The 20,723-nt window shown below is 73.5% G+C and carries 19 protein-coding genes; 12 read left to right on the top strand and 7 right to left on the bottom strand.

What is annotated here, in order from left to right:
- The first annotated feature begins 40 nt into the window (after positions 1–40).
- On the top strand, positions 41–892 hold the full coding sequence (locus tag C9F11_RS42545; protein WP_138957302.1) for an oxidoreductase: 852 nt from the start codon (positions 41–43) through the stop codon (positions 890–892).
- 316 nt (positions 893–1,208) lie between these two features.
- Here C9F11_RS42545 and C9F11_RS42540 read toward each other — a convergent pair whose 3' ends face one another.
- Entirely contained in the window at positions 1,209–2,714 is a 1,506-nt protein-coding gene (locus tag C9F11_RS42540) for an FAD-binding oxidoreductase (RefSeq protein ID WP_138965817.1), read from the bottom strand.
- Between the two features lie 261 nt (positions 2,715–2,975).
- Entirely contained in the window at positions 2,976–3,791 is an 816-nt protein-coding gene (locus tag C9F11_RS42535; RefSeq protein ID WP_138957303.1) for an SDR family oxidoreductase, read from the bottom strand.
- 428 nt (positions 3,792–4,219) lie between these two features.
- On the opposite strand from C9F11_RS42535, the gene C9F11_RS42530 reads away from it, so the two are divergent.
- The 3 genes from C9F11_RS42530 (at position 4,220) to C9F11_RS42520 (ending at position 6,924) form a co-directional block, all read left to right on the top strand.
- Positions 4,220–4,999 (top strand): SDR family oxidoreductase, encoded by a 780-nt coding sequence (locus C9F11_RS42530; protein WP_138957304.1) that lies wholly within the window; start codon positions 4,220–4,222, stop codon positions 4,997–4,999.
- 822 nt (positions 5,000–5,821) lie between these two features.
- Entirely contained in the window at positions 5,822–6,154 is a 333-nt protein-coding gene (locus tag C9F11_RS42525; protein WP_138957305.1) for a hypothetical protein, read from the top strand.
- Positions 6,155–6,414: 260 nt separating this feature from the next.
- A complete protein-coding gene (locus tag C9F11_RS42520) occupies positions 6,415–6,924 on the top strand; it encodes an Imm63 family immunity protein (RefSeq protein WP_249402121.1) in 510 nt (169 codons plus the stop codon).
- Between the two features lie 68 nt (positions 6,925–6,992).
- Here C9F11_RS42520 and C9F11_RS42515 read toward each other — a convergent pair whose 3' ends face one another.
- Complete coding sequence (locus C9F11_RS42515; protein ID WP_249401523.1) at positions 6,993–7,256, bottom strand: hypothetical protein; 264 nt, start codon at positions 7,254–7,256, stop codon at positions 6,993–6,995.
- A 127-nt stretch (positions 7,257–7,383) separates the two neighbouring features.
- On the bottom strand, positions 7,384–8,013 hold the full coding sequence (locus C9F11_RS42510) for an XRE family transcriptional regulator (RefSeq protein WP_138957307.1): 630 nt from the start codon (positions 8,011–8,013) through the stop codon (positions 7,384–7,386).
- A 144-nt stretch (positions 8,014–8,157) separates the two neighbouring features.
- On the opposite strand from C9F11_RS42510, the gene C9F11_RS42505 reads away from it, so the two are divergent.
- The 4 genes from C9F11_RS42505 to C9F11_RS48350 all read left to right on the top strand — a co-directional run bounded on the left by C9F11_RS42505 (position 8,158) and on the right by C9F11_RS48350 (position 11,796).
- Positions 8,158–9,144 carry an alpha/beta hydrolase gene (locus C9F11_RS42505; RefSeq protein ID WP_138957308.1) on the top strand — a complete coding sequence of 329 codons (987 nt, stop codon included), beginning with the start codon at positions 8,158–8,160 and terminating at the stop codon, positions 9,142–9,144.
- Positions 9,145–10,169: 1,025 nt separating this feature from the next.
- On the top strand, positions 10,170–10,835 hold the full coding sequence (locus C9F11_RS42500; protein ID WP_138965827.1) for an MSMEG_1061 family FMN-dependent PPOX-type flavoprotein: 666 nt from the start codon (positions 10,170–10,172) through the stop codon (positions 10,833–10,835).
- 243 nt (positions 10,836–11,078) lie between these two features.
- Positions 11,079–11,267, top strand: a complete 189-nt coding sequence (locus tag C9F11_RS42495) for a hypothetical protein (protein ID WP_138957309.1) — start codon at positions 11,079–11,081, stop codon at positions 11,265–11,267.
- A gap of 325 nt (positions 11,268–11,592) precedes the next feature.
- Complete coding sequence (locus C9F11_RS48350; protein ID WP_212767888.1) at positions 11,593–11,796, top strand: cold-shock protein; 204 nt, start codon at positions 11,593–11,595, stop codon at positions 11,794–11,796.
- A 156-nt stretch (positions 11,797–11,952) separates the two neighbouring features.
- On the opposite strand, the gene C9F11_RS42485 is transcribed toward C9F11_RS48350, so the two are convergent.
- Together C9F11_RS42485 and C9F11_RS42480 are read right to left on the bottom strand one after the other, a co-directional pair.
- Entirely contained in the window at positions 11,953–13,476 is a 1,524-nt protein-coding gene (locus C9F11_RS42485; protein ID WP_138957311.1) for a glycosyl hydrolase family 18 protein, read from the bottom strand.
- Positions 13,477–13,726: 250 nt separating this feature from the next.
- Positions 13,727–14,137, bottom strand: coding sequence for a hypothetical protein (locus C9F11_RS42480; RefSeq protein ID WP_138957312.1), 411 nt, complete (start codon positions 14,135–14,137; stop codon positions 13,727–13,729).
- 124 nt (positions 14,138–14,261) lie between these two features.
- On the opposite strand from C9F11_RS42480, the gene C9F11_RS42475 reads away from it, so the two are divergent.
- A complete protein-coding gene (locus tag C9F11_RS42475; protein WP_249401524.1) occupies positions 14,262–15,617 on the top strand; it encodes a tetratricopeptide repeat protein in 1,356 nt (451 codons plus the stop codon).
- Between the two features lie 213 nt (positions 15,618–15,830).
- Positions 15,831–16,247, top strand: a complete 417-nt coding sequence (locus tag C9F11_RS42470) for a hypothetical protein (protein WP_138957313.1) — start codon at positions 15,831–15,833, stop codon at positions 16,245–16,247.
- Between the two features lie 79 nt (positions 16,248–16,326).
- Here the strand turns inward: C9F11_RS42470 and C9F11_RS42465 are convergent, their stop codons facing one another.
- Positions 16,327–16,866, bottom strand: coding sequence for a GNAT family N-acetyltransferase (locus C9F11_RS42465; protein WP_138957314.1), 540 nt, complete (start codon positions 16,864–16,866; stop codon positions 16,327–16,329).
- Positions 16,867–17,372: 506 nt separating this feature from the next.
- On the opposite strand from C9F11_RS42465, the gene C9F11_RS42460 reads away from it, so the two are divergent.
- Both C9F11_RS42460 and C9F11_RS42455 read left to right on the top strand, forming a co-directional pair.
- Positions 17,373–18,017 carry a hypothetical protein gene (locus C9F11_RS42460; RefSeq protein ID WP_138957315.1) on the top strand — a complete coding sequence of 215 codons (645 nt, stop codon included), beginning with the start codon at positions 17,373–17,375 and terminating at the stop codon, positions 18,015–18,017.
- A 337-nt stretch (positions 18,018–18,354) separates the two neighbouring features.
- The gene (locus tag C9F11_RS42455; RefSeq protein ID WP_138957316.1) at positions 18,355–20,679 is read left to right on the top strand and encodes a molybdopterin cofactor-binding domain-containing protein; all 2,325 of its coding nucleotides are present in this window, start codon (positions 18,355–18,357) and stop codon (positions 20,677–20,679) included.
- Positions 20,680–20,723: the final 44 nt, after the last annotated feature.

Genomic DNA, 20,723 nt, shown 5'->3' with positions numbered 1-20,723 from the left:
CGCGGTGGGTCTGCGTTCGCATCGTACGAAGGGAACTCCTGTGTCGGACACCAAGACATTCCTGATCACCGGCGTCAGCACCGGCCTGGGCCGCGCCCTGGCGCGTGCGGCGCTGGCCGCGGGCCACCGGGTGGTGGGCACGGTGCGCACGCCCGCCGACGCACGGGGCTTTGAGGCGGTCGCCGGTGACGCGCACGCCCGCATCCTGGACGTGACCGACCACGACGCGGTGGACGCGGTCGTGGCCGAGACCGAGCGCGATCTGGGCCCGGTCGACGTACTCGTCGCCAACGCCGGGTACGGCCATGACGGGCTCTTCGAGGAGTCGTCGATGGACGACCTCCGCCGCCAGTTCGAGGTGAACGTCCATGGAACCGTGGCGGTGATCAAGGCGGTTCTGCCGCACATGCGGGAGCGCCGTCGGGGCCACATCATCGCCGTCACCTCGATGGGCGGGCTGATCACCATGCCGGGCCTCAGCTTCTACCACGGCAGCAAGTTCGCGGTGGAGGGCATCCTCGAGACGCTCGGCAAGGAGGTCGCCGGTTTCGGCATCCATGTCACCGCCGTTGAGCCGGGCAGCTTCCGGACCGACTGGTCCGGCCGCTCGATGATCCGTTCGCCCCGGGCGATCGCCGACTACGACGAGCTGTTCGAGCCGATACGCGCCCGGCGCGTCCACGGCAGCGGCACCCAGCCGGGCGACCCGGACAAGGCCGCGGCCGCGGTACTGCGGATCGTGGCGGCCGACCAGCCGCCGGCGCGCCTGCTGCTGGGCAACGACGCGCTTCGGCTCGTGCGGGCCGGACGCGACGCCTTCGAGCGCGACCTGCGGGCATGGGCCGGGCTCTCGGCCTCCACCGACTTCGACGACGTCGGCCGGTCCGCCTGACGTCACCTGTCGGCGGGGCCCCCGGGCGCGGGGTCCCGCCGGCGGCCGTCAGCAGCAACCCGGCCCGGCCCGTACTTGGTCCACACCGCAGACGGGGATGCTCGTAGCCGCCTCGCGCCACCCGGCGCCTGCTGGTCACCGGGTCACCGGGTCACCGGGGAGAGGCCACAGCTCAAGCCGAGGAGCCCAACGCCCTACGGACCGGCCCACGGCCACCTCCACGACCGCAGGTGCACGGCCTCCGCGAGCCGCCCGACGGCGCCGTAGGCCGTGGTGCCGTGCCCCGGCCCGCGAGTGCGGTGTCCGGCCCGGCCGGTCAGGCCGCGGGTGGGATGTTGTGGTTGACGCGGAAGAGGTTGTGCCGGTCGTAGCGGCGCTTGAGTGTCGTGAGGCGTTCGTAGTCGCGCGGCCGGTAGGCGCGGCGTACGCGCGTGGCGGTCTTGTCGTGGTCGGTGAGGAAGTTGGGCTGGGTGTGCCCGGTCAGGGAGGGGCCGAGGATGTCGAAGACCTGCTGCTGCCCGGCTTCGAGGGCGGCGTCCTTGGCCGGATCCGGGGCCACGTCCGCGACGAACAGGTTGAACGCGGCATCGCGCGGTCCGACCGCGTTGGGGTGCTTGGGGGCACGGGCGAGCGCACCGCCGAGGTGGCGGATCTCGACGACCATCGGGGGGCGGTCGGCGTCGGGGCCCGCGGCGCGCAGCAGGCGCCCAAGGGTCGCGTCGTCCAGTGCCCGCAGCGCACCGGCGCGCTCGCGCGTGCGGATCGGGCCCGCCGGGTCGGCGTAGATCTTCGCGAGGTCGGTGTAGGGCATCTCGGCCACGCTGTCCTGGGCGGGGCCGAGGGCGCGCAGCGGGCGCAGCAGTTTCTCGCCCTCGGCCGCGTTGCCGGTGAAGGCGACGCGCAGCTTGGCGAGGGTCTTGCCGCGCAGTGGCTCGGGGAAGGCGGGGCTGTCGGTGGGGACGTTCACGATCACCAGTGAGGTCGTCATGCGTTCGGTGAGGGTGCGGGTGAACTTCTGGTAGGTCTTGAGGAGTTCGGGTACGCCGCCGGTGAACAGCATGTTTCCGCCGTACAGGCGGGTGAGGGGGAAGAGCGCCGTCTCGATCTCGGTGATCACGCCGAAGTTGGACTTGCCGCCGCGCACCGCCCAGAACAGGTCGGCGTCGCGGTGCGGGGTGAGCCTGCGCCGCCGTCCCTTGGCGTCGACCAGGTCGACGCGGGTGACGTGGTCGGCCGCGAAGCCGACGGTGCGTCCGATCACCGGGAGGCCGCCGCCGCTGGTGTACCCGGTGACGCTGACGTCCACGGCCGAGCCGCTGGCGGGCGCCAGGCCGTGGGCGGCGGCCGCGTCGATGAGTTCGGAGAAGACCACGCCGGGGCTCACCACGGCGGTGCGCCGGGCGGCGTCGATGCGGATGCGCTTGAGCCGGCGGGTGTTGATGAGCAGTCCGCCGTGTGCGGAGCGGGCGATGCCGTGGCCGGTGGCCTGCACGGCGATCGGCACGCGGTGGTGGGAGGCGATGCGTACGGCGGTGGCGATGTCATCGGCGTGGCACGGCACGACGATCGCCGCCGGGTGGTGGTCGATGACCCGGTGGTAGGCGGCGCGCTCCGCGTCGTAGGCCGCGTCCCCGCGGACCAGTACCCGGTCGTCGGGCAGGGCGCGGCGCAGCTGTGCGGCCAGAGCGCGCTCGCCCCGGGTCGCGGTCGTGCTGTCCTGGGCGGGCGCCGGGGCGGCGGCCACCGCACCGGCGGCGACGGCGAGGGCGCCGGCCCCCGCGGCCTTGAGCGCGGTGCGGCGGCCGGGCTGCTGCTGTGACACCTGGTGCTTCCTTGTCTCTCGTGAACTCTCGTGCCGTACGGATACGGCGACGCCGGGGCGTCACGGAGAAAGCTGGCATCTGGTGATCAACAGCGGTTCAACGGTGGGTAAGCGGGCCGGGGTGCGGCTTCTGTGGCTGCGTGGGGTGGTCCGGGGCTGTTCGCCTCAGACCACCCCAGCTGCGGCGCGGCCGGGACGGCCAGCCAGGGGCGGTCGGCCGTGTCGTCGAGGTCGGGCCGGCCGTGCCGTCAGGGGCCTTTGCTACTGGTGCGGGGTGCGCGGCTGGATCCGGTGGTCGAAGGCGGCGCCGCCGACGTCGACCGTGGTCAGCCCGCCGTCGATGGTGAGGACGGCGCCGTTGACGTAGGACGCGGCGGGTGACAGCAGCCAGTCGATCGCCTCGGCGACCTCCTCCGGATCGCCCGGCCGCCCGGCGGGAGTCAGCAGGGTCGCCTCCTCGTACGCCGCCTCGGTGCCGCCCTCGAGGCCTGCCTCCGCCGCGAACCGGGCCATCCGCTGGTCGGCCATCTCGGTGCGCACCCAGCCCGGGCACACGGTGTTGGCCCGCAGCCCCTGGGGCCCGTAGTCGACAGCCAGGGAGCTGCAGAGGTGGAGCAGGGCTGCCTTGGATGTCGCGTAGGCGGCGTTGCCGGCGCCGTTGCGCAGGGCTGCGACCGAGGCGACGGCGACCACCGCGCCGCGGGCGGCCAGCAGATGCGGCAGCGCGGCGCGCAGCAGCAGGAACGGGCCGGTGAGGTTGGTCCGCATCAGCTCTTCCCAGTCCTCGACCGTGGTGTCGCCGACCGCGCCCCCTCTCCCGGTTCCGGCGTTGAGCACCACACCGTCGAGCCTCCCGTAGGCCGTCACCGTCGTTTCGACGAGGTCGCGCACGGCCTCGGGGTCGCCGGCGTCGGAGGGGTGGGCCAGCGCTCCGGTCTCCTTGGCCACCCGGTGCAGCGGCTCGGCTCGCCGCCCGGAGATCACGACCTGGTGCCCGGCCGCGCGCAGCAGCCGGGCGGTGGCGGCCCCGATTCCCGTTCCCCCGCCCGTCACCAGGACAACACGCTGTTCTGCCATGGTCGTTCGCCTCCAAAGATCGGCTTCCGGTTCCCCGCAGGTCGAGCATACGAAGCGCTCGTGCTGCCGGGTCGGCCGGGCTGGCCTGGTCGGAGCAGGCCGTGAAGTGCCAGGACTCTGCCTGTTGTTGGGGGCCCGCGGCTTCACGACAACGCACGGCATCCCGCCAGGTCCAGCCCGGCCGGAGTGAGGAGGCCTTCCTGGAGGCGGTCGCCGCGCTGGGGGTGCTGTCCTGCGGTGCCGCACCGGACGCGGCGAGCCGGGCGGGCGGGCCGCCCGGAGGGGAGCCGAGTTGGCATCGCGTGGTGATCCTTGGGGCTGCCCGGGCACCGGCCCGGGTGGGTACGGGAGGACCGGCCCCGCATCCGGCTGCGGCCCTTTAGGCTGAATCGCTCTGGGATCCGATCGGGTACATCACGGAGGTGTTCATGGGGGAACTGGACGGCCGTACCGCGCTGGTGACGGGCGGCTCGCGCGGGATCGGGCGCGCGGTCGCTCTGCGACTGGCCGCCGAGGGGGCGCTGGTCGCGGTCCACTACGGCGGCAACGACGCGGCCGCTGCGAAGACCGTGGCGCAGATCGCCGAGACCGGCGGCCGGGCGTTCGCGGTGCGGGCCCGGTTCGGTGAAAGCGGCGCGGTGGACCGGCTGTTCGACGGGCTCGCTGCCGGGCTCGCCGACCATGGTGCGGACGGCCTGGACATCCTGGTCAACAACGCGGGCATGCACTCGGTCAGTTCGATCGGGCAGCTCACCGAGGAGGAGTTCGCGCGGCTGCTGGCCGTCAACGTGAGTACGCCCGTCTTCGTGGTCCAGCGGGCGCTGGCGCTGCTGCGGGACGGCGGGCGGATCGTCAACGTGGGCTCGGCGTCCACCCGGATCGCGGACCCCCACCAGATCGGCTACACCGTCACCAAGGCGGCGCTGGCCGCCCTTGGCCCCTCGCTCGCCAACGAACTGGGCCGGCGTGGGATCACCGTGAACACGGTCGAACCCGGGGTGGTGCTGACCGACATGATCGCCCACTACGCCGAGGTGCCCGAGGCGGTGGCCGGACTCGAGGCGATCACCGCGCTCGGACGGATCGGCGAGCCGGAGGACGTCGCGGACGTGGTGGGCTTCCTGGCGGGACCGCGGGGGCGCTGGGTGACCGGCCAGAGCATCGACGTCTCCGGCGGCACCTATCTCGGGCCGATCGCGCCCCGGTGATCTGGCGCGGGCGCGTACCGGGGCCGTGACGTCGGCCTGCGCCGCCTCAGCGAAGTGCGGTGCTGGTCCTCCCCGGTGCCTTGGCGGCCGTAAGGGCCAGCGGCACCTTCTTCAGCTCCTGCTGCGCGGCCGCGCAGGCCGCCGGGGCCGGTGAGGATGAGCGGGGCGCTCCCGGCCGGATCCGGGGCACGGGTGAACTGGCCGCGCCCAAGGGACGGCGGACTGCGGCGCGGACCGGGAGCCCGCGGGCGCTGGCGGGATGAGGACCGGTATGTGCGCCTGCGTGTGCGGCAGGGGCCCGGGTAGCGCGCGCTGGGTGCGCGGGTGGCGGGCGGCGTATCGGCCCAGGCGCTGCGGCAGGCACATCAAGACTCGGGCGTGCCGGGCGGAGAGGGAGGCGAGGTCGCCGCGGTCCCGCGCGGCGAGCGCCCCGCGCACGTCGGCTTTCGCTTCCGTGAGCCAGGTGAGGGCGGCTCGGATTGCCGTGCTCCCGGCCGCGTCGGCCCCCTTGCAGCCGGGCCACGCCCTGGGGCCGTTCAGGCGGATGCTGTTGGCGATTTCGGACCTGATGCCTGCCCGCGCCGCGCTGAGGCGACTTCTGGCCGAGCTGGTCGGCGGGCATGAGGACGGGCGTGCGGGGCTCCCCGTCAACGGCGCGTGCCGGGGGCGTCCTGCCTCCCAGGCTCTGATGGTTGAGAGGAAGCCGCAATATCATTCATTCGGGTGATTATTCGCTAAAACCCTCAACTCTGCCTATACGGGGTGGATCCTGCAACTGCGGCGTGATTCTCACTGGCCACGACAAGAGGGGAAGGACCCTTCATGCGTGCACTCAACCGAATCGGCAGGGCAACTCTGGCCATCGGCGCGGCCGCCGCGCTGGTCACGGGCCTGTCCACCAGCAACGCCCAGGCCGCCACCGGCACGTTCTTCTACACGCGGGCGGACAACGGGCATGAGACGACCCTCAACGTCCCGACACCCAATGGCACATGCATCGCCGTCAGCGGTGGTGCACGTGATGCGCACAACGACACCGACACCGACGCCACCATGTACACGAACAGCACCTGCACGGTGTTCGCCGGCTTCGTCGGCTCCCGGAACTTCGAGACGTTCTCGTCCCCCTTCCCGACCTTCGTGAAGTTCGGCTAGCCCCGTTCCCCTGCCGGGGGCGGCGCCCGGTCGTACCGACGATCAGTCCGTCGCCGCCCCCGGCCACCGGCGGCCGCGCTCCGGCCGGAGGTACCTCGTTCACCGGCCCCTGGCAGCGCGTCGTCGCTGATGCCGCCCTCGCGGGCCGCCTCCGCACGCGTCCCGACGAGGCGGCAGGAGGGCATAGCGCCCCCGTCACGTCACGTCGGCCGGATGCGGGTGCGGATCGAACAGATGCAATAATCGTCGCTGTGACGATAATGATCGAGGATGTGCGGTCCGCGGTGCACGAGATGTCCGCGAAGCTCTACGGCGGGCGCCGGTACGACCTGGTCGGGTTCAGCATCCGCGACGGCTCCTACCCCTGGATCGAAGTCCACGACGGAGTCATCCACTGGACCCTGATGGAGCGCGGCGTGCGATACGGCCCCACCACCACCGAGGACCTGCACGAGGCCATGCACTGGGTCGCTCTCGACGCCACCAGGTCCATGGCCATGCGCTGGGAGCTGGGCCAGCGGGACCGGTGGCCCGAGGACCGGGACACACGGATCGGCTGGAACGCCAAGCAGGTCGCCCTCCTGCGTCTCCTCGATGACCAGTGGGCCGAGGAGTACCGGGCGGATATCCCCGTGCGATGCCCGGGAGTCCGGCTTGAGGACGTGGACGCCCACCCCCTCGCCGCCTGGGTCGCGATCAAAACCGCCGACGAGTCCTTCCTCGCCCGGCAGTGGCGCACCCTGCGCGACAAGCTGCGCGAACCGTACTGAGTTCCCCGTGCCCCTGGCCCTGCCCGCACCGCCACCGGCCGCATTGCGCCCCCTCCCCCGTCTCGCGCTTACGGTGTGCGGGTCACCCACAGCAGTTCCGCCGGCCAGCGGTGTGCCCAGTGGGGCGGGTCGGTTTCGTTGCAGCCGTTGGGTCTTCCGGGTTCGGGCCGCGGCTCGATGAGGTCGTCGATGACGAGACCCGCGCCGCGCAGGACCCTGACCCAGTCGCCGCAGGTGAGCTGGTCGCGCCGTCGCCTTCGGCGGTCGTGCTCGCGCTGGTAGGCGCTGCTGATCCGGTTCCAGAGCCGCCGGTCGGCGGGGATGCTGTCCACGCGCCGGCTCCAGCACTGCCTGCCGGGGGCGGTCAACACGATGAGGGCACCGGCCCGCCCTCGGCCCCGGTCGGGCCGGCGCGTGCGCGGGCGGTCACCGACGAGGCGCGCGGCTTGTCACGGCTGCTCATTCAGCAGCCTCGCCGTCACCGGTCCCGCGACCAGCGGCTGCAGGGGCACGCAGTCGTGGACGTTCCCCTTGAGGTCCGAACATGATCAGGTACTCGACCGGTCCGGTGGATCCGGCGTTGGCGAGTCCGTGGGGGACGCGGGTGTCGAACTCGATGACGTCCCCGGCGGTCAGGACGAGGTCCTGGTCGCCGAGCGCGATCCACAACCGCCCGTACAGGACGCACAGCCACTCGTAGCCCTCGTGGGTCCCCTGGCGGGGCCGCCCGGGCGGCTCCCCGACGGCGGGCAGGACGTGCTTGTGGGCGTGCAGGCCGCCGACGTACCGGGTCAGCGGCAAGACCGCCTTGTCGTCGCCGAAGCTGTGCGGCGCCGTGCTGCGGGGCCCGGCCGCAGGGGCGGGTGCGGTGCCGGCCAGCTCGTCCAGGGAGACTTCGTATTCCTTCGCCAGCTGCAGCACCACCTCCAGGGTGGGCTTGCGCCGGCCGGTCTCGATCCGCGACAGCGTGCTGGACGAGACGCCGGTCGCGCGGCTGACAGCGGCGAGCGTGACGCCGCGGCGCTCGCGCACGGCCCGCAGCCGCGGCCCCATCGCCGCCAGCGTCCGGGCCACGTCGTCCCCTGCCACCGTCCCCGTTCCCTCCCGCCGCGCCGCTTCACCGCCCTGTCCTGCAACCTTGCCAGACCGGCAACGCTGATCGCGCCGGACGGCCGCGGCACCGCATGATCGACGGGTCCCCGCCGGCCGCCCACGAACCGAGGAGAAGTCCCCATGCGATCCCAGCCGACCGCCGCACCGCGCCACCGCACCGTCCAGGCCCCGGCCGGGCGCCTGCACCTGGTGGAGCAGGGCACCGGCCCGCTGGTCCTGCTCGTCCACGGCTTCCCCGAGTCCTGGTACTCCTGGCGCCACCAGCTCCCGGCCCTCGCCGCGGCCGGGTTCCGGGCAGCGGCGATCGACGTACGCGGCTACGGCCGCTCCTCCAGGCCCGCCGCAACCGACGCCTACCGCATAGTCGACCTGGCGGAGGACAACGTCGCCGTCGTGCGCGCCCTCGGCGAGGAGAGCGCGGTGATCGTCGGCCACGACTGGGGCTCCAACATCGCCGCCGCCTCCGCCCTGCTCCACCCCGAAGTCTTCCGCGCGGTCGGCTTGCTGAGCGTCCCCTACGCACCGCCCGGCGGCCCCCGCCCCACCGACGTCTTCGGCCGGATCGGCGGCCCCGAGCAGGAGTTCTACGTCTCCTACTTCCAGGAGCCCGGTCGCGCCGAGGCGGAGATCGAGCCCGACGTCCGCAGCTGGCTCGCCGGCTTCTACGCGGCCCTGTCCGCCGACACGATGCCGGCCGAGGGCGAGCCCGACCCGCACTTCGTCACCCGCGGCGGCCGGCTGCGCGACCGCTTCCCCACCGGCCCGCTCCCCGCCTGGCTGACCGAGGACGACCTCGACGTCTACGCCGCGGAGTTCGAGCGCACCGGCCTGACCGGCGCCCTCAACCGCTACCGCACCATGGACCGCGACTGGGAAGACCTCACCCCCCACCGCGGAGCCCCGCTCACACAGCCCGCCCTGTTCATCGGCGGTGCCCTGGACGCCTCCACCACCTGGATGGCCGACGCCATCGACGCCTACCCCACCACTCTCCCCCGCCTGTCGGCCTCCCACCTCCTGGAAGGCTGCGGCCACTGGATCCAGCAAGAACGCCCCGACGAGGTCAACCGCCTGCTGACCGACTGGCTCACCACGACGCAGAGCTGAACCAGGCCGACTGCCAGGGCAGCTTGGCGCCGCGTTCCGGGCGGGCCGCACCGAGGCAGCCCGCGCCGGTCTGCTCGCCGAGGCCGAACAGCCGCACCGCACCTGGCCAACAACGCAGGCGTGGTCGGCCCCGCGCGCACGCCCGCCAGGTGCCTACCACGCACTTCGAACACCACCCGGGCACCGGCAGCCTGACCACGGATCAGGTCCGCCTGCGGGGCATCCGGCCGGACCTCCGGCCGGGATCCCTCACGACGTACAGGGCCGCTTCGGCGACCGTCCTCTCGGTCAGTTCCCCGCCCCCGCGCTTCACAGCGCGGCTGAAGAGCCGCCGCACCCGGGCGTAGAAGTCACCGCCCGCCTGCGTCGCGACGGCCTGGGCGAAGGGAACGACGGCCGCGGCCCCCCACGATCATCGCCGCATCGATGGCGCGCAGCACCGCCACGGCAGCCGCACCAGAAGGTCGCCCCTTCTGCTGCCCGGCGGTGCAGGCTCTGCGGTCCGCGTGCCGCTGCCATGCGCCCCCTCGAACGGGCTGCCGAGATCACGGCGAGCTCAGTTGAGCGGCAGCCCCTGACCGAGAAGGGATGATTGGTTCAACTATGCCTGAAACAGGGGGTTTTGGCGCTCAACGGAGGGGGCCGATGCAGTCTGATGGCAGGGGGAGACCCACATCAGGGCCGAGGTCGTCACGATCCAGGAGGTCGGTGCCGCCTCGAGCACCGGGCAGGCCAGGCTCGTTGGGGTGTGGCCCGTCTCCCTTCCCATCGCTGAGTCCGACGAGGACTACGACTGGGACTGGGACTGGGACATCGCGGACAAGATTGACTGGATCATTCATCACATCACCGGGGGCTTCAAGCTCTACGCCACCAAGGGCTGGGGCGGCCTCCTCCAGGCGAAGACCAACGGCACAGGCGCGCCCCGCGCTTCCCACGTGACGGAGGGCGCGGCTGCCGGCTCCAGCGGGCGTGATCACGTGCTGGGCCCCGCGCTGCCCCGGTCGTCTTCTAGGGTCGTTTCCATGATGATCGATACGGGGACCACCGGCCCGCTCTTCGATGCCCTGCGGGCGGACGCTCTCACCAGCCCGGATCAGCTGGCCGAGCTCTACTCGCAGCCGAACCCGAACGCACTGCGCAAGGAGACCGACCACCTGACCGAACAGACCCGCGCGCTGATCGGCTGTTCCTCCCTGGTGTTCATAGGCAGCGCCGACGCCGAAGGGCGGGCGGACGTGACGCCGCGCGGGGGCCCGGCCGGGTTCGTCTCCGTGCTGGACGAGCGGACCCTGGTGATTCCCGACGCGACCGGCAACAAGCGGCTCGACACCCTGCACAACGTGCTGCAGACCGGGCGTGCCGGACTGGTCTTCCTCATCCCCGGCCGCCCGACCACGCTGCGCGTCAACGGCCGCGCCTGCGTCTCCGCCCGCCCGGAACTGCTCGAACAGCTCACGCCCGTCGGCAAGCCGCCCGTCACCGCGCTGGTGGTGCACGTCGAACAGGTCTACCCCCACTGCCCCAAGTCGCTGATGCGCGCCCACGCGTGGCAGCCGGAGAAGTGGGTGTCCGCCGACGCCCAGCCCGCCAGCGCCGAGGTGACGCTGGCCCAGCTGAACCTGCCGGGCCTGACGGTCGAGCAGGTCGAGGAGGCCGAACGGGAGTCGCTGCGCCTGCGTTACGAGTGAACCGGACGCGGGCGCGCCCCTCGCCTCCCGCGCCCCGCCTCCTGGGCTCCTGCGGCCGCGCTGCGGCATGCCTGCGGGGCCCCCGGGGCGGGGCCCGGCCGGCGGGCTAAGGCACTCCCCTGCGTCTAAGGCCCCCGCCTCGCTGGAAGATGCGGAACCTTCCCGATGTGCCGCATCCGCCTGGGAAGCGACAGTGGAGTCATCGCACAGAGCGAGACACCAGCACCGCAGGGGGAGAAGAAGATGTTCGACTACGAGATCCACCAGTTCCGCGCCGCCGAGCTCGCCCAGGAAGCCGCCCGCCACCGCCTCGTACGAGAGGCGCGCAAGGCCGCCGCGCCGCGCCGCCGGGTGCTGGGCCGGGAAGGGGCCAAGGCCCGCCTGACGGCCGCGCGCACCAGGGCCGCCGACCGCTACACCCGCGCGGCCTGACCCCCGAGGTGCGGTGACCGGTGCCGGTGGCGGGCGTCGCCCGGACGGGTGTTCGGGGTTGCGGGGCTTGGGTCCCGTGCGCACGGTGAGTGCGCGTACAGCCTTGTCGCACGAGTCGCCGAGCGGTGCTGCGGGTACCCGCCGCCGGGGCGGCCCGGCCGATCTCCCGCCTGGAGGCCCCGTCATGCGCCACTCCGCCCGCCGCCGTGCCGCGGCCTGCGCGCCGCTCCTCGTCCTGGGTGTCCTGCTCGCGCCCTGCGCCCCGGCGTGGGCCGATACCGGGCGGGCGAAGAGCGTGCGTGCGCCGGACGGCCGGCGTGATCTGATCAACTTCGGCACCGTCAAGTGGTTCAACGCCGAGAAGGGGTACGGCTTCATCGCGCCGGACGTCTCCGGCCCGGACGTCTTCGTCCACTACTCGCAGATCATCGGCGTGGGGTACCGGAGCCTGCGGGAGGGCCAGCGCGTGGAGTACCAGGTGGCGGAGGGACCCAAGGGCCCGCAGGCCGTGAACGTCGTCCCTCTGTGAGCGTGCGTCACCCGGGCCGGCGGCGCTCACGGCCCGGTGCGGGTGCGGGGCCCGGCGGCCTGCGGCGTCACGCACCCCCGCCCCGCCCGGCGGGCGGTGCCGCGGGGCGGGGCGGGGGCGCGTGAGGGGCCGGGCGGGCCGGGGGCCGGACGGGGGTCAGCAGGCTCCGAGGTCCTGCCAGACGCCCCACTGGCCGGTGGTGCCGGGTTCCTCGCCGGTCGTCCACCACTTGGCCTTCCAGGTGTGGCCCTTGTGGGAGACCTGCTGGCCCGCGGTGTAGACCGTGCCGGAGGCCCAGGGGGCCGCGGTGCACTGGTTGCCGCTGCCGCCGGTGATGGTCAGGGAGTAGGTCGTGGAGTGGGCGGCCGAGGGGCTCGTGGCGGTGACGACGAGGCTGTAGGTGCCGTTGACGGCCGCCTGGGTGGTGGAGACGGTGAGGGTCGAGGTGTCGCCGGCCGTGACCGAGGCGGGGCTGAGGGAGGCGGTGACCCCGGCGGGTGCGCCGCTGACGCTCAGGTCCAGGGTGCGGGCGCCGCCCGCGGTGACCGCGGTCTTCAGGGTGCTGGTGGCGGAGGTGCCTGCCTTGAGGGTGGCGGCGGGCGGGGAGAGGGCCAGGGAGAAGTCGTCGCTGGGCGGGGTGTTGCCGCCGGTGAAGGGCGCGAAGACGCGGGAGAAGTCCCAGGTGCCCTGTTCGATGCCGGAGCAGTCGTCCCTGGCTCCGCCGCCGGGGCACTTTCCGTTGTCGCGCTGCAGGGCCCAGAAGCTGAGCGTGTTGATTCCCTTGGCGGTCGCCCAGTCGTAGACCGTTGTGGCGTTGGGCAGGGTGAAGGTCTCGGCGGGGCCGAAGTCGTCGACGCCCGGCATCTCGGTGACGCCGATCATGCCCCAGAGCTGGGCGGGGGTCTTGGCGGGGTAGAGCTTGGCGAGCTGGTCGTACAGGCCCTGGGCGGCGGTCTTGGTGTCCTGGGCCATGTCGTGCTGGGCGTTGTCGTAGTAGTCGAACGTCATGATGTTGGCGACGTCGACGCGCGCGCCGTTGGTGACCGCGTTCCTGAGCAGGGCCAGGCCGCTGGCCGCCAGGCCCCGGGTGGTCGTCGGCAGGGTGTAGGAGATCTCCAGCTTGCGGCCCGTGGAGGCGGCCCAGTCCTGGACCTTTTTGATCGCCTTGTTGCGGCGGTCGATGCCCGCGGTGTTGTCCAGGGCGTCGACCTCGATGTCCATGTCGAGCCGGGGGACGTCGTAGGTCGTGATGACCTTCTGGTAGACGGCGGCGATCTGGTCGACGTCGGTGCAGCTGTCGGCGATCTCGGTTCCGGTGGTGTCCGCCGTGTAGCCGCCGAAGGAGGGGATGACGTCTCCGCCGCGGCCCTGGATCGTCTTGATGTCGGCGCCGAAGGACTTGGTGTCGACGGGCAGTGAGGTGTCGCCGTTCCAGTAGGCGGTGCAGGAGCCCTTCGTCGCCGTCTGGAGGAAGGCCATCGTCAGGTGCTTGGCGCCGGACTGGGCGCTGAGGGCGGCGGGGCTCTCGCCCGTCCAGGACTCGAAGTAGGGGGCGAAGACGTGGGCGGGCAGCGGGGTGGCGGCCTGGGCGGGGGTGCTGGAGAGCGCGGTCAGGCCCAGAGCGGCCACCGCGGTGGCCGCCGCGGCGAGAGCGGCAGGGAGGGAACGCAGACGTCTCATGGCCATCCCAAAGGGGTGAAGGGGCGTCAGGGAGGGTCTGACGCAGGGCTGTTGCCCCACGAGGTAGCCATGTGGTCATAGGCATGTCAATGGTATGGACCAAGCAAGGACTAGGCCAATTCCGGGGCGTTCCGTGCCGACGGCGGCCGCGGGCGGGGCCGCGCGGCGGGGGCCGCTGGTCAGACGGCCGTCCCGCCCCGGGCCGCGGGCGGCCGTCCGGGGCGCCCGTCCGTACCGCTTGACCGTAATTTCAACAACCTCCGGGCCCGGCGGGACCCGCCCCCGTGCGCGCCGCCCGCGTACGCTCCAGGGCCTGGCGGGCGGCGAGATAGCCCGCGACCCGGAACGCCAGCTCGTGGGAGCCGAACGCATCGGCGCGGGCAGCGCGCAGCACCGCCCGGACGGCCACCACGATGCCGTGCCCGGGCAGGCGCAGCTGCTCCTCGATCCCCGCGGCCGCGGCCGCGAAGAAGCGCGGCAGGTCCCCGGCGGGCTCGTACTCCACCGTCAGCCCCGGGGCCGTCTCGAAGACGAAGCCCTCGGCGGCGGGCTCGAAGTCCACGGTGACCCCCGCGAAGTGCGGCGCGCAGTTCTGGCGCTGGTGCAGCACGCACACGCCGCGGACCGGGTACGGCGGGAACCGGGGCGGCGCCAGGGTCATGCCGCAACGCTACCCCGCACGGGTGAACGGCCGCCGCGTGCCGGGGTGTCCGCGTCCCCGCGACGGGGCAGGGTTCCCGCGGCGAGACAGGGTTCTCGCGGGCGGGCTTCGGGAGGCGGGCAGGGTGAGCGTGGACCGGCACGGCCAGGTGATGACGGACACCGGCGCCGCAGCGGTGCGGCACTACGAGCAGGCCCTGGAGGACCTCCTCTTCTTCCGCGGAGAGGTGTCCGGGCAGGTCGGGGCCGTGCTCGAGGCCTCGCCCCGCTCCGCCATGGGCCACGTCTTCCGCGCCTACCTCGGACTGCTCGGCACGGAGGAGAAGGACGCGGCCGAAGCGGCCGCAGCGTTCACCGCGTTCCGCCAGGGCATTGACGCGGGCGGGCTGAGCGTGCGCGAGCGCCTGCACACCGAGGCCGCCTCCTGCTGGCTGGCGGGCGACCTGCACCGGGCCGGCCGGCTCCTGGGCGACCTCGTGGTGGCCCACCCCAAGGACGTCCTCGCCCTGGCCGTCGGCCATCAGATCGACTTCTTCACCGGCAACGCCGTCCTCCTGCGCGACCGCATCGGCGGCGCGCTGGCCGCCTGGGACCGCGAGGATCCGCACTACGGCCTGCTGCGGGGCATGTACGCCTTCGGCCTGGAGGAGGCCGGGCACTACACCCTGGCCGAACAGGTCGGCCTGGAAGCCGTCGAACGCAACGCCCGCGACGTCTGGGGCATCCACGCCGTCGTCCACGCCCTGGAGATGCAAGGACGGCACGAGGACGGCATCGCCTACCTCGACGCCCGCACCGAGGCCTGGTCGGCCGGCAACTACCTGAACGTCCACAACTGGTGGCACTACGCCCTGTACCTGCTGGAGACGGGGCGCACCGACAAGGTCCTGGCCGTCTACGACGCGGCCCTGCACCACGACGGTTCGGCCGGGGCGGCGATGGAGCTCCTGGACGCCGCCGCGCTGCTGTGGCGCCTGTACCTGGCGGGCGCCGACACCGGCGGCCGCTGGCCCGTGCTGGCCGACGCGTGGGCGCGCCGGGGCGACGGGCCCCACTACGCCTTCAACGACGTCCACGCCGTCATGGCCTACGTCGGGGCCGCCCGCACCGGCGACGCCCAGCGCCTGATCCGTGAGCGGGAGAGGTGGCTGCGCGAGGCCGGTGCGGGGCCGTCCAACGTCTCGATGACCGCCGAGATCGGCCTTCCGGTGTGCCGGGCGCTGGTGGCCTACGGGCAGCGGCGCTACGCCGAGGTGGTGGACCTGCTGCTTCCGCTGCGCTACCGCTTCCAGGAGTTCGGCGGCAGCCACGCCCAGCGGGACGCCCTGCAGAAGACCCTCGTCGAGGCCGCCTTGCACGCGGGCCGGTACGACCTGGGCCGCGCGCTGCTGAGCGAACGCATCAGCCTGCGCTCCCGCTGCCCCTACAACCAGCGGGCGTGGGCGCGCCTGACGGCCGGGCGGCGGCCGGGGTCCGGGTGAGCGACGGGGCGGCCCGCGGGCGCCCCGGCCCGGCGGGCGGGTGCCCGGCTGTGTAGCGCCCTGCCGCGGGGGGGGGTGCTGGCGGTGGGTGTCGGTGTCAGGGGCGGTGTCAGCGGGGTGTCAGGGCGCTGACAGCAGCGGCGGAGATCGTAGAGACATCAAGCACCGACCCGGTGGCTCTCACCACCGGCCGAACCGCTCAAGGAGCACCCCATGTCTCTGGCCCTCATCGCCCTCACCGACCAGGACAAGAACACCCTGCGCACCGCCGCCTACGGCGCCGTCTCGCTGATGGCCGCCGCCGACGCCGCCGGAAAGCCCCACAAGACCGCCACCCAGGGCACCATCGCCCTGACCTCCGCCACCGGCCAGGTCGGACACGTCCTCGCCGAGAAGACCCCCCTCAAGAACCTCAAGGGCACCACCACGGCCGCGCTCGCCGAGCACGTCCTGCCCGCCCTGACCGCGGCGATGCAGCTGCTCCAGCGCCACTCCCCCGCCGAGGCCGCCAACTTCCGCGCCACCGTGACCACCGCCGTGCAGGCGGCCGCCCGCGCCCACCGGGCCGAGCCCGGTCCCGCCCTGGCCGCCATGGCCCGCAAGATCACCGATGCCCTCGACGCCGCCTGACCGCAGGGCCCGCCCGGGCCCTGCGCCCGCGCTGCCCGCGTCGCCGTACGGGGACGGCGGGCCGGCCGCCCGGCGGGGGTTACAGGTGCAGGAGCATGAGGATTTCGTCGCGGTCGTCTCCGGGGGCCAGGCGCAGGGCGCCCGGCCAGCGGCCGATCTCCCGCCAGCCCAGGCGGGCGTAGAAGGTCTCCAGGCCCGCTCCGGCGCGCGCGGCCAGGTGCAGTTGCTCCAGGCCCATCTCGTGGGCCGCGACGTGGTGGGCGTGTGCGGTCAGGGCGGCGCCGATGCCCCGGCCGCGCATGCTGGGGTGGGTCTGCACGTGGTGCACGGTCCCCCAGTGGGCGGTCAGGGGCGAGGAATCGCGGCGCAGGTGCAGCCAGCCCACCAGTTCGCTGCCGTCCCAGGCGGTCAGCAGGCGGGACGTGTGCGGGGCGAGGCCCTCGATGATGGTGTCGAGGGCGGGCGCGGCCTGCTGGGTGCCGATGGGCGGTAAGGGGAAGCCCGCGGCGCCGCCGTCGTTGGTGACATCGACCCAGCACTCGAGCAGGGCTTGGCGCACATGCGCGTCGATGTCCCGGGCCGAGGCGACTTGATGCAGGTGGAAGGAGTCGGTGGTCATGGCGCGGAGTCTGGCAGGGCCCACTGACATCGCCCGCCGTGCTCCGGGGCTCCGGCACACCGCCCGGGGTGACTTCGCGCCAGGGCGGGTGCGGCGGGTGTGCCGGTGCGCGCCGCCGGTTGTCGTGGCGGCGCACATCCGCTGCCTCGCCCGGGCGGGGCCCGCTCGTGAGGCCCCGCTGATCGCGCGGGTGGGCGGGGTCCGCGGGGCCGGTCGCCTTGTGGGTGGTGTGCGCCGTGTCCGGGCTCGCCGGGTCGATCCGTACCGGCCATCCCGCAGGCACCGCGGCCAGGACGGCGCCATGCCGCACGGCCACCGGGTGTCCTCGGCGCGCCCGGCCCGGCGGGCAACTCGGCGGCCTGCCCGGCGGCATGCGTCACCCGGTGGCCGTCCAGGCGGTGGCCGTCCAGGCGGTGCGTGTCAGTGGCAGGGACTACCTTCGGGTGGCCCGAGGTATCCACCGGTCTCTACGGGCTCCACGGGCTCGACGAAGAGGATCGCCACGCATGGCTCTGCCGGCTTCCGCCGTTCACGGCGTCGCTCTGACCGAACGCGTCATCGCCCGCGTCGAGGCCGACCCTTCCCGGCCGGTCCTGGACTACGCCCCGTGGGCCGGGCCCTGGAGGTCCGCCCCGTCCTCGCCGCTGCCCGCCGGCGTGCTGGACGGCGCCGTGTTCCCCAGCGGCCGCCCGCTGCCGCCGAGCCTGCGGCGCTGGCTTGCCTTCGACAGTGAACTGCTGTGCCGCTTCGGCTGGTTCGGGCCCGCGTACGGGTTCACGCCGCGCACGCTCGGACAGCTCGCGCGGGAGGAGTTCGGCGACGGGTGGGGGGCGTGTTACGAGCCGCTGTCGGCGCGCTTCGACGAGTGCTTCCTGCTGCCGGGCGGATCCGACTCCCGCCGGGTCCTGGCCACCGGCGCCGTCGACGAGTACGGCGAGTACCCGGTGTTCGCCCTCGACATCGACGACCTCCCCTGCATCGAGCTGATGTACCCGGGCCTGGATGTGTACCTGGCGGACACGGCCGGGCTCGTCACCCGTGCGGGGCACGGCTATTCCGCGCTGGCCGACGACCCGGCGTACGGGCCGCGGATGCGGGCCCACGCGCGCCAGGTGTTCGCCGGCGAGCTCGCCCAGGAGTGCCTGGGGTGAGTTCGCCCCGGTGTGCCGTGCCGTCGGGGGTCCAGGCGCTCGTCGCCGCCGGTGGCGCGGGCAAGGTCCCAGGTGGGGATCAGGACGTCAAGCGGTGAGCATGCGGCTGCCCTGCGTGTCCCCCTGGTGGCTTTCCGCGCCCGGCCGCGCTGCCGCCGGGCGCGGCGGCAGCGCGGGGCGCCCGTGCGCAACAGTGGCTGCCGCGGCTCTTGTTCTCGGTGAGCCGTGGGGGCACGCTCGGTGACCGAGTGGGCGACGTAGAGTTCGTCCTGATCTTTTCCGAGGGGCGCGGGCGGTGACCGTACGAGTGCGTGCGGGTGCCGGGAGGGAATGTGGGATGCGTTCACGCAGCAGGGCAACGGGCGCGGCCGGGGCGGGAGTTGAGCCGCAGGGCGCGGCGGGGCCGGGCGGGGAGGGGGTGGGGCGGCGGCGGTTCCTCGGGTTCGTGCTGGCCGCTCCCACCCTGGTGACGGCCGCCGAGCTGGGGGCGGCGCCCGCGGCCGAGGCGGACATCACCGAACTGGTGGACCTCAACGACGTGATGACCACCGCGGCGCTGCCGACGTCGAACCTGATCACGGTCGAGGTGCACGCCGACGGCACGGTCTCCTTCGCGCTGCCGCGGGCCGAGGTCGGCCAGGGCATCACCACGTCGACGGCCATGCTGATCGCCGAGGAGCTGGACGTGCCCCTGGAGCGGGTGCGCGTCACCCTGGCCGATGCCCGGCCGGAGCTGGTGTTCAACCAGCTCACCGGCGCCTCCAACACCACCATCTCCACCTATCTGCCCATCCGGGTGGCCGCCGCCGTCGCCCGGGAGCGGCTGCTGCGGGCCGCGGCCGCCGAACTGCGCGCCCCGCTCGCCGGTCTCACGCTGCGGGCGGGCACCGTCACCGACGGCGCGGGCACCGCCATCGGCATCGGTGCGCTCGCCGCCAAGGCGGCGAGCGTCACGGTGCGGCGCGCCTGGGTGGACCTCAAGGACCGCGCGGACTTCACCGTCATCGGCCGGCCGCACAACCGCATCGACGCGCTCGCCGCGGTGACGGGCCGCAAGAAGTTCGCGATGGACCTCGACGTGCCCGGCGCGCGGCCGACCATGGTGTGCCGGGCGCCGACCATCAACGGCCGGGTGGGTTCGGTGGCCAACCTCGATGAGGTGCGTGCCATGGCGGGCGTCACCGATGTCGGCGTGGTCTCCACCGGGGTCGCGGTGCGCGCGCGGACCTTCGGGCAGTGCATCGAGGCCGTGCGCGCGCTGCGGGTGGCGTGGCGGCCCGGCAGCGCGGACGGGGCCTCGGACGAGTCGGTGCTCCAGGAGCTCAAGGAGGCGGAACTGCCGCTGGGGCTGCCCGCGCTGACGCCGTCGGTGGAGGCCCGCTTCACCTTCCACTTCCGCGGCAACAGCGCCCTTGAGCCCAACTGCGCGATCGCCGACGTGCGGGCGGACCGGGCGGAGATCTGGTCGGGCCTGAAGGCGCCGATCGTCGCCAAGCAGGCCATCGCGGCCCGCCTGGGGCTCGCCCCGGGCGCCGTGACCGTGCACGTCACCGAGGGCGGCGGCTCCTTCGGGCGCAAGCTGTTCCTCGACGCCGCGCTGGAAGCCGCCGAGATCTCCCAGACGTTCGGCAAGCCGGTCAAGCTCATGTGGCACCGGGCGGACGACGCGCGCCAGGGCCGCGCCCACCCCATGGCCACCTCCCGGGTGCGGGCCGCCTACGCCGGCGGCACGGTGCTCAGCTACAAGCAGCGGCACACCAGCGTGGCCACCGACTTCGGCCACGGGCTCGGCGAGGTCTTCACCGCCCTGGCCGCGAAGCTGCCGGTGGGCGACGCCGCGTTCTCCCAGACCTTCTTCCACCTCACCCAGTCCATGCCCTACGACATCGCCGTGCACAGCCGGCTGCTGAGCGAGACCAACAAGGGCTTCAACACCGGCAGCATGCGCGGGGTCTACTCCCCCGACGTCGTGTGCGCGCGCGAGCTCATCATCGATGAGCTCGCCGCGAAGACGCGCCAGGACCCCCTGGCCCTGCGGCGCGGTCTGCTGCGCGAGAAGCGCTTCCGGGCCGTCCTGGACAAGGCGGCCGAAGCCGGCGGCTGGGGGCGGCCGATGCCGGCCGGGACCGCGCAGGGCATCGCCTTCCACGGCGAGTACCGGTCGGCCAGCGCCGTCCTGGTCGAGATCGACTGCCGTCCCGAAACGGTGAACAGGCCGGTGCGGGACGGGGTGAGCGGGCCGCGCGTCACCAAGGCCGTCGTCGCCGTGGACGTCGGCCTGGCCGTCAACCCGCGCGGCCTGGAGGCGCAGATGACGGGCGCCGTCATGGACGGCATCGCCCAGGTGCTGACCTCCAGCCTGCACCTGCGCGAGGGACACTTCCTCGAGGCGAGCTGGGACAACTACTTCTACACCCGGCAGTGGAACACCCCCCTGGAGCTGAAGGTCCTGCTCATGCCCTCCGCCGGCGGCGAGCCCGGCGGCGCCGGGGAACTGGGCGTGGCCGCCTCCATGGCCGCCGTCGCCTGCGCCTACGGGCGGGCGACGGGCACCATGCCCACCCGCTTCCCGGTCAACCACGGCACGCTCTCCTTCACGCCCAAGCCGACCGTGCCGCCCGTGCCCGCCTCGCCCACCGACGGCCTGGACCACGTCCGCTGAACCGCCCCGCCCCCACCCCCGCCCCCTGCCCGTCAAGGGCCGCC

This window comes from Streptomyces sp. YIM 121038, from assembly GCF_006088715.1.
In the GTDB taxonomy this organism is placed as follows: domain Bacteria; phylum Actinomycetota; class Actinomycetes; order Streptomycetales; family Streptomycetaceae; genus Streptomyces.
The sequence above is the reverse complement of the archived record's forward strand: the minus strand, read 5'-3'. Positions and strand labels throughout refer to the sequence as shown.

Excerpts from the sequence above, each read along its gene's own strand:
- C9F11_RS42535 (WP_138957303.1), bottom strand. The coding sequence starts at position 3,791 with ATGGCAGAACAGCGTGTTGTCCTGGTGACGGGCGGGGGAACGGGAATC.
- C9F11_RS42530 (WP_138957304.1), top strand. The coding sequence starts at position 4,220 with ATGGGGGAACTGGACGGCCGTACCGCGCTGGTGACGGGCGGCTCGCGC.
- C9F11_RS42525 (WP_138957305.1), top strand. The coding sequence starts at position 5,822 with ATGCGTGCACTCAACCGAATCGGCAGGGCAACTCTGGCCATCGGCGCG.
- C9F11_RS42520 (WP_249402121.1), top strand. The coding sequence starts at position 6,415 with ATGATCGAGGATGTGCGGTCCGCGGTGCACGAGATGTCCGCGAAGCTC.
- C9F11_RS42505 (WP_138957308.1), top strand. The coding sequence starts at position 8,158 with ATGCGATCCCAGCCGACCGCCGCACCGCGCCACCGCACCGTCCAGGCC.
- C9F11_RS42500 (WP_138965827.1), top strand. The coding sequence starts at position 10,170 with ATGATGATCGATACGGGGACCACCGGCCCGCTCTTCGATGCCCTGCGG.
- C9F11_RS42495 (WP_138957309.1), top strand. The coding sequence starts at position 11,079 with ATGTTCGACTACGAGATCCACCAGTTCCGCGCCGCCGAGCTCGCCCAG.
- C9F11_RS42485 (WP_138957311.1), bottom strand. The coding sequence starts at position 13,476 with ATGAGACGTCTGCGTTCCCTCCCTGCCGCTCTCGCCGCGGCGGCCACC.
- C9F11_RS42480 (WP_138957312.1), bottom strand. The coding sequence starts at position 14,137 with ATGACCCTGGCGCCGCCCCGGTTCCCGCCGTACCCGGTCCGCGGCGTG.
- C9F11_RS42470 (WP_138957313.1), top strand. The coding sequence starts at position 15,831 with ATGTCTCTGGCCCTCATCGCCCTCACCGACCAGGACAAGAACACCCTG.
- C9F11_RS42465 (WP_138957314.1), bottom strand. The coding sequence starts at position 16,866 with ATGACCACCGACTCCTTCCACCTGCATCAAGTCGCCTCGGCCCGGGAC.
- C9F11_RS42460 (WP_138957315.1), top strand. The coding sequence starts at position 17,373 with ATGGCTCTGCCGGCTTCCGCCGTTCACGGCGTCGCTCTGACCGAACGC.
- C9F11_RS42455 (WP_138957316.1), top strand. The coding sequence starts at position 18,355 with ATGCGTTCACGCAGCAGGGCAACGGGCGCGGCCGGGGCGGGAGTTGAG.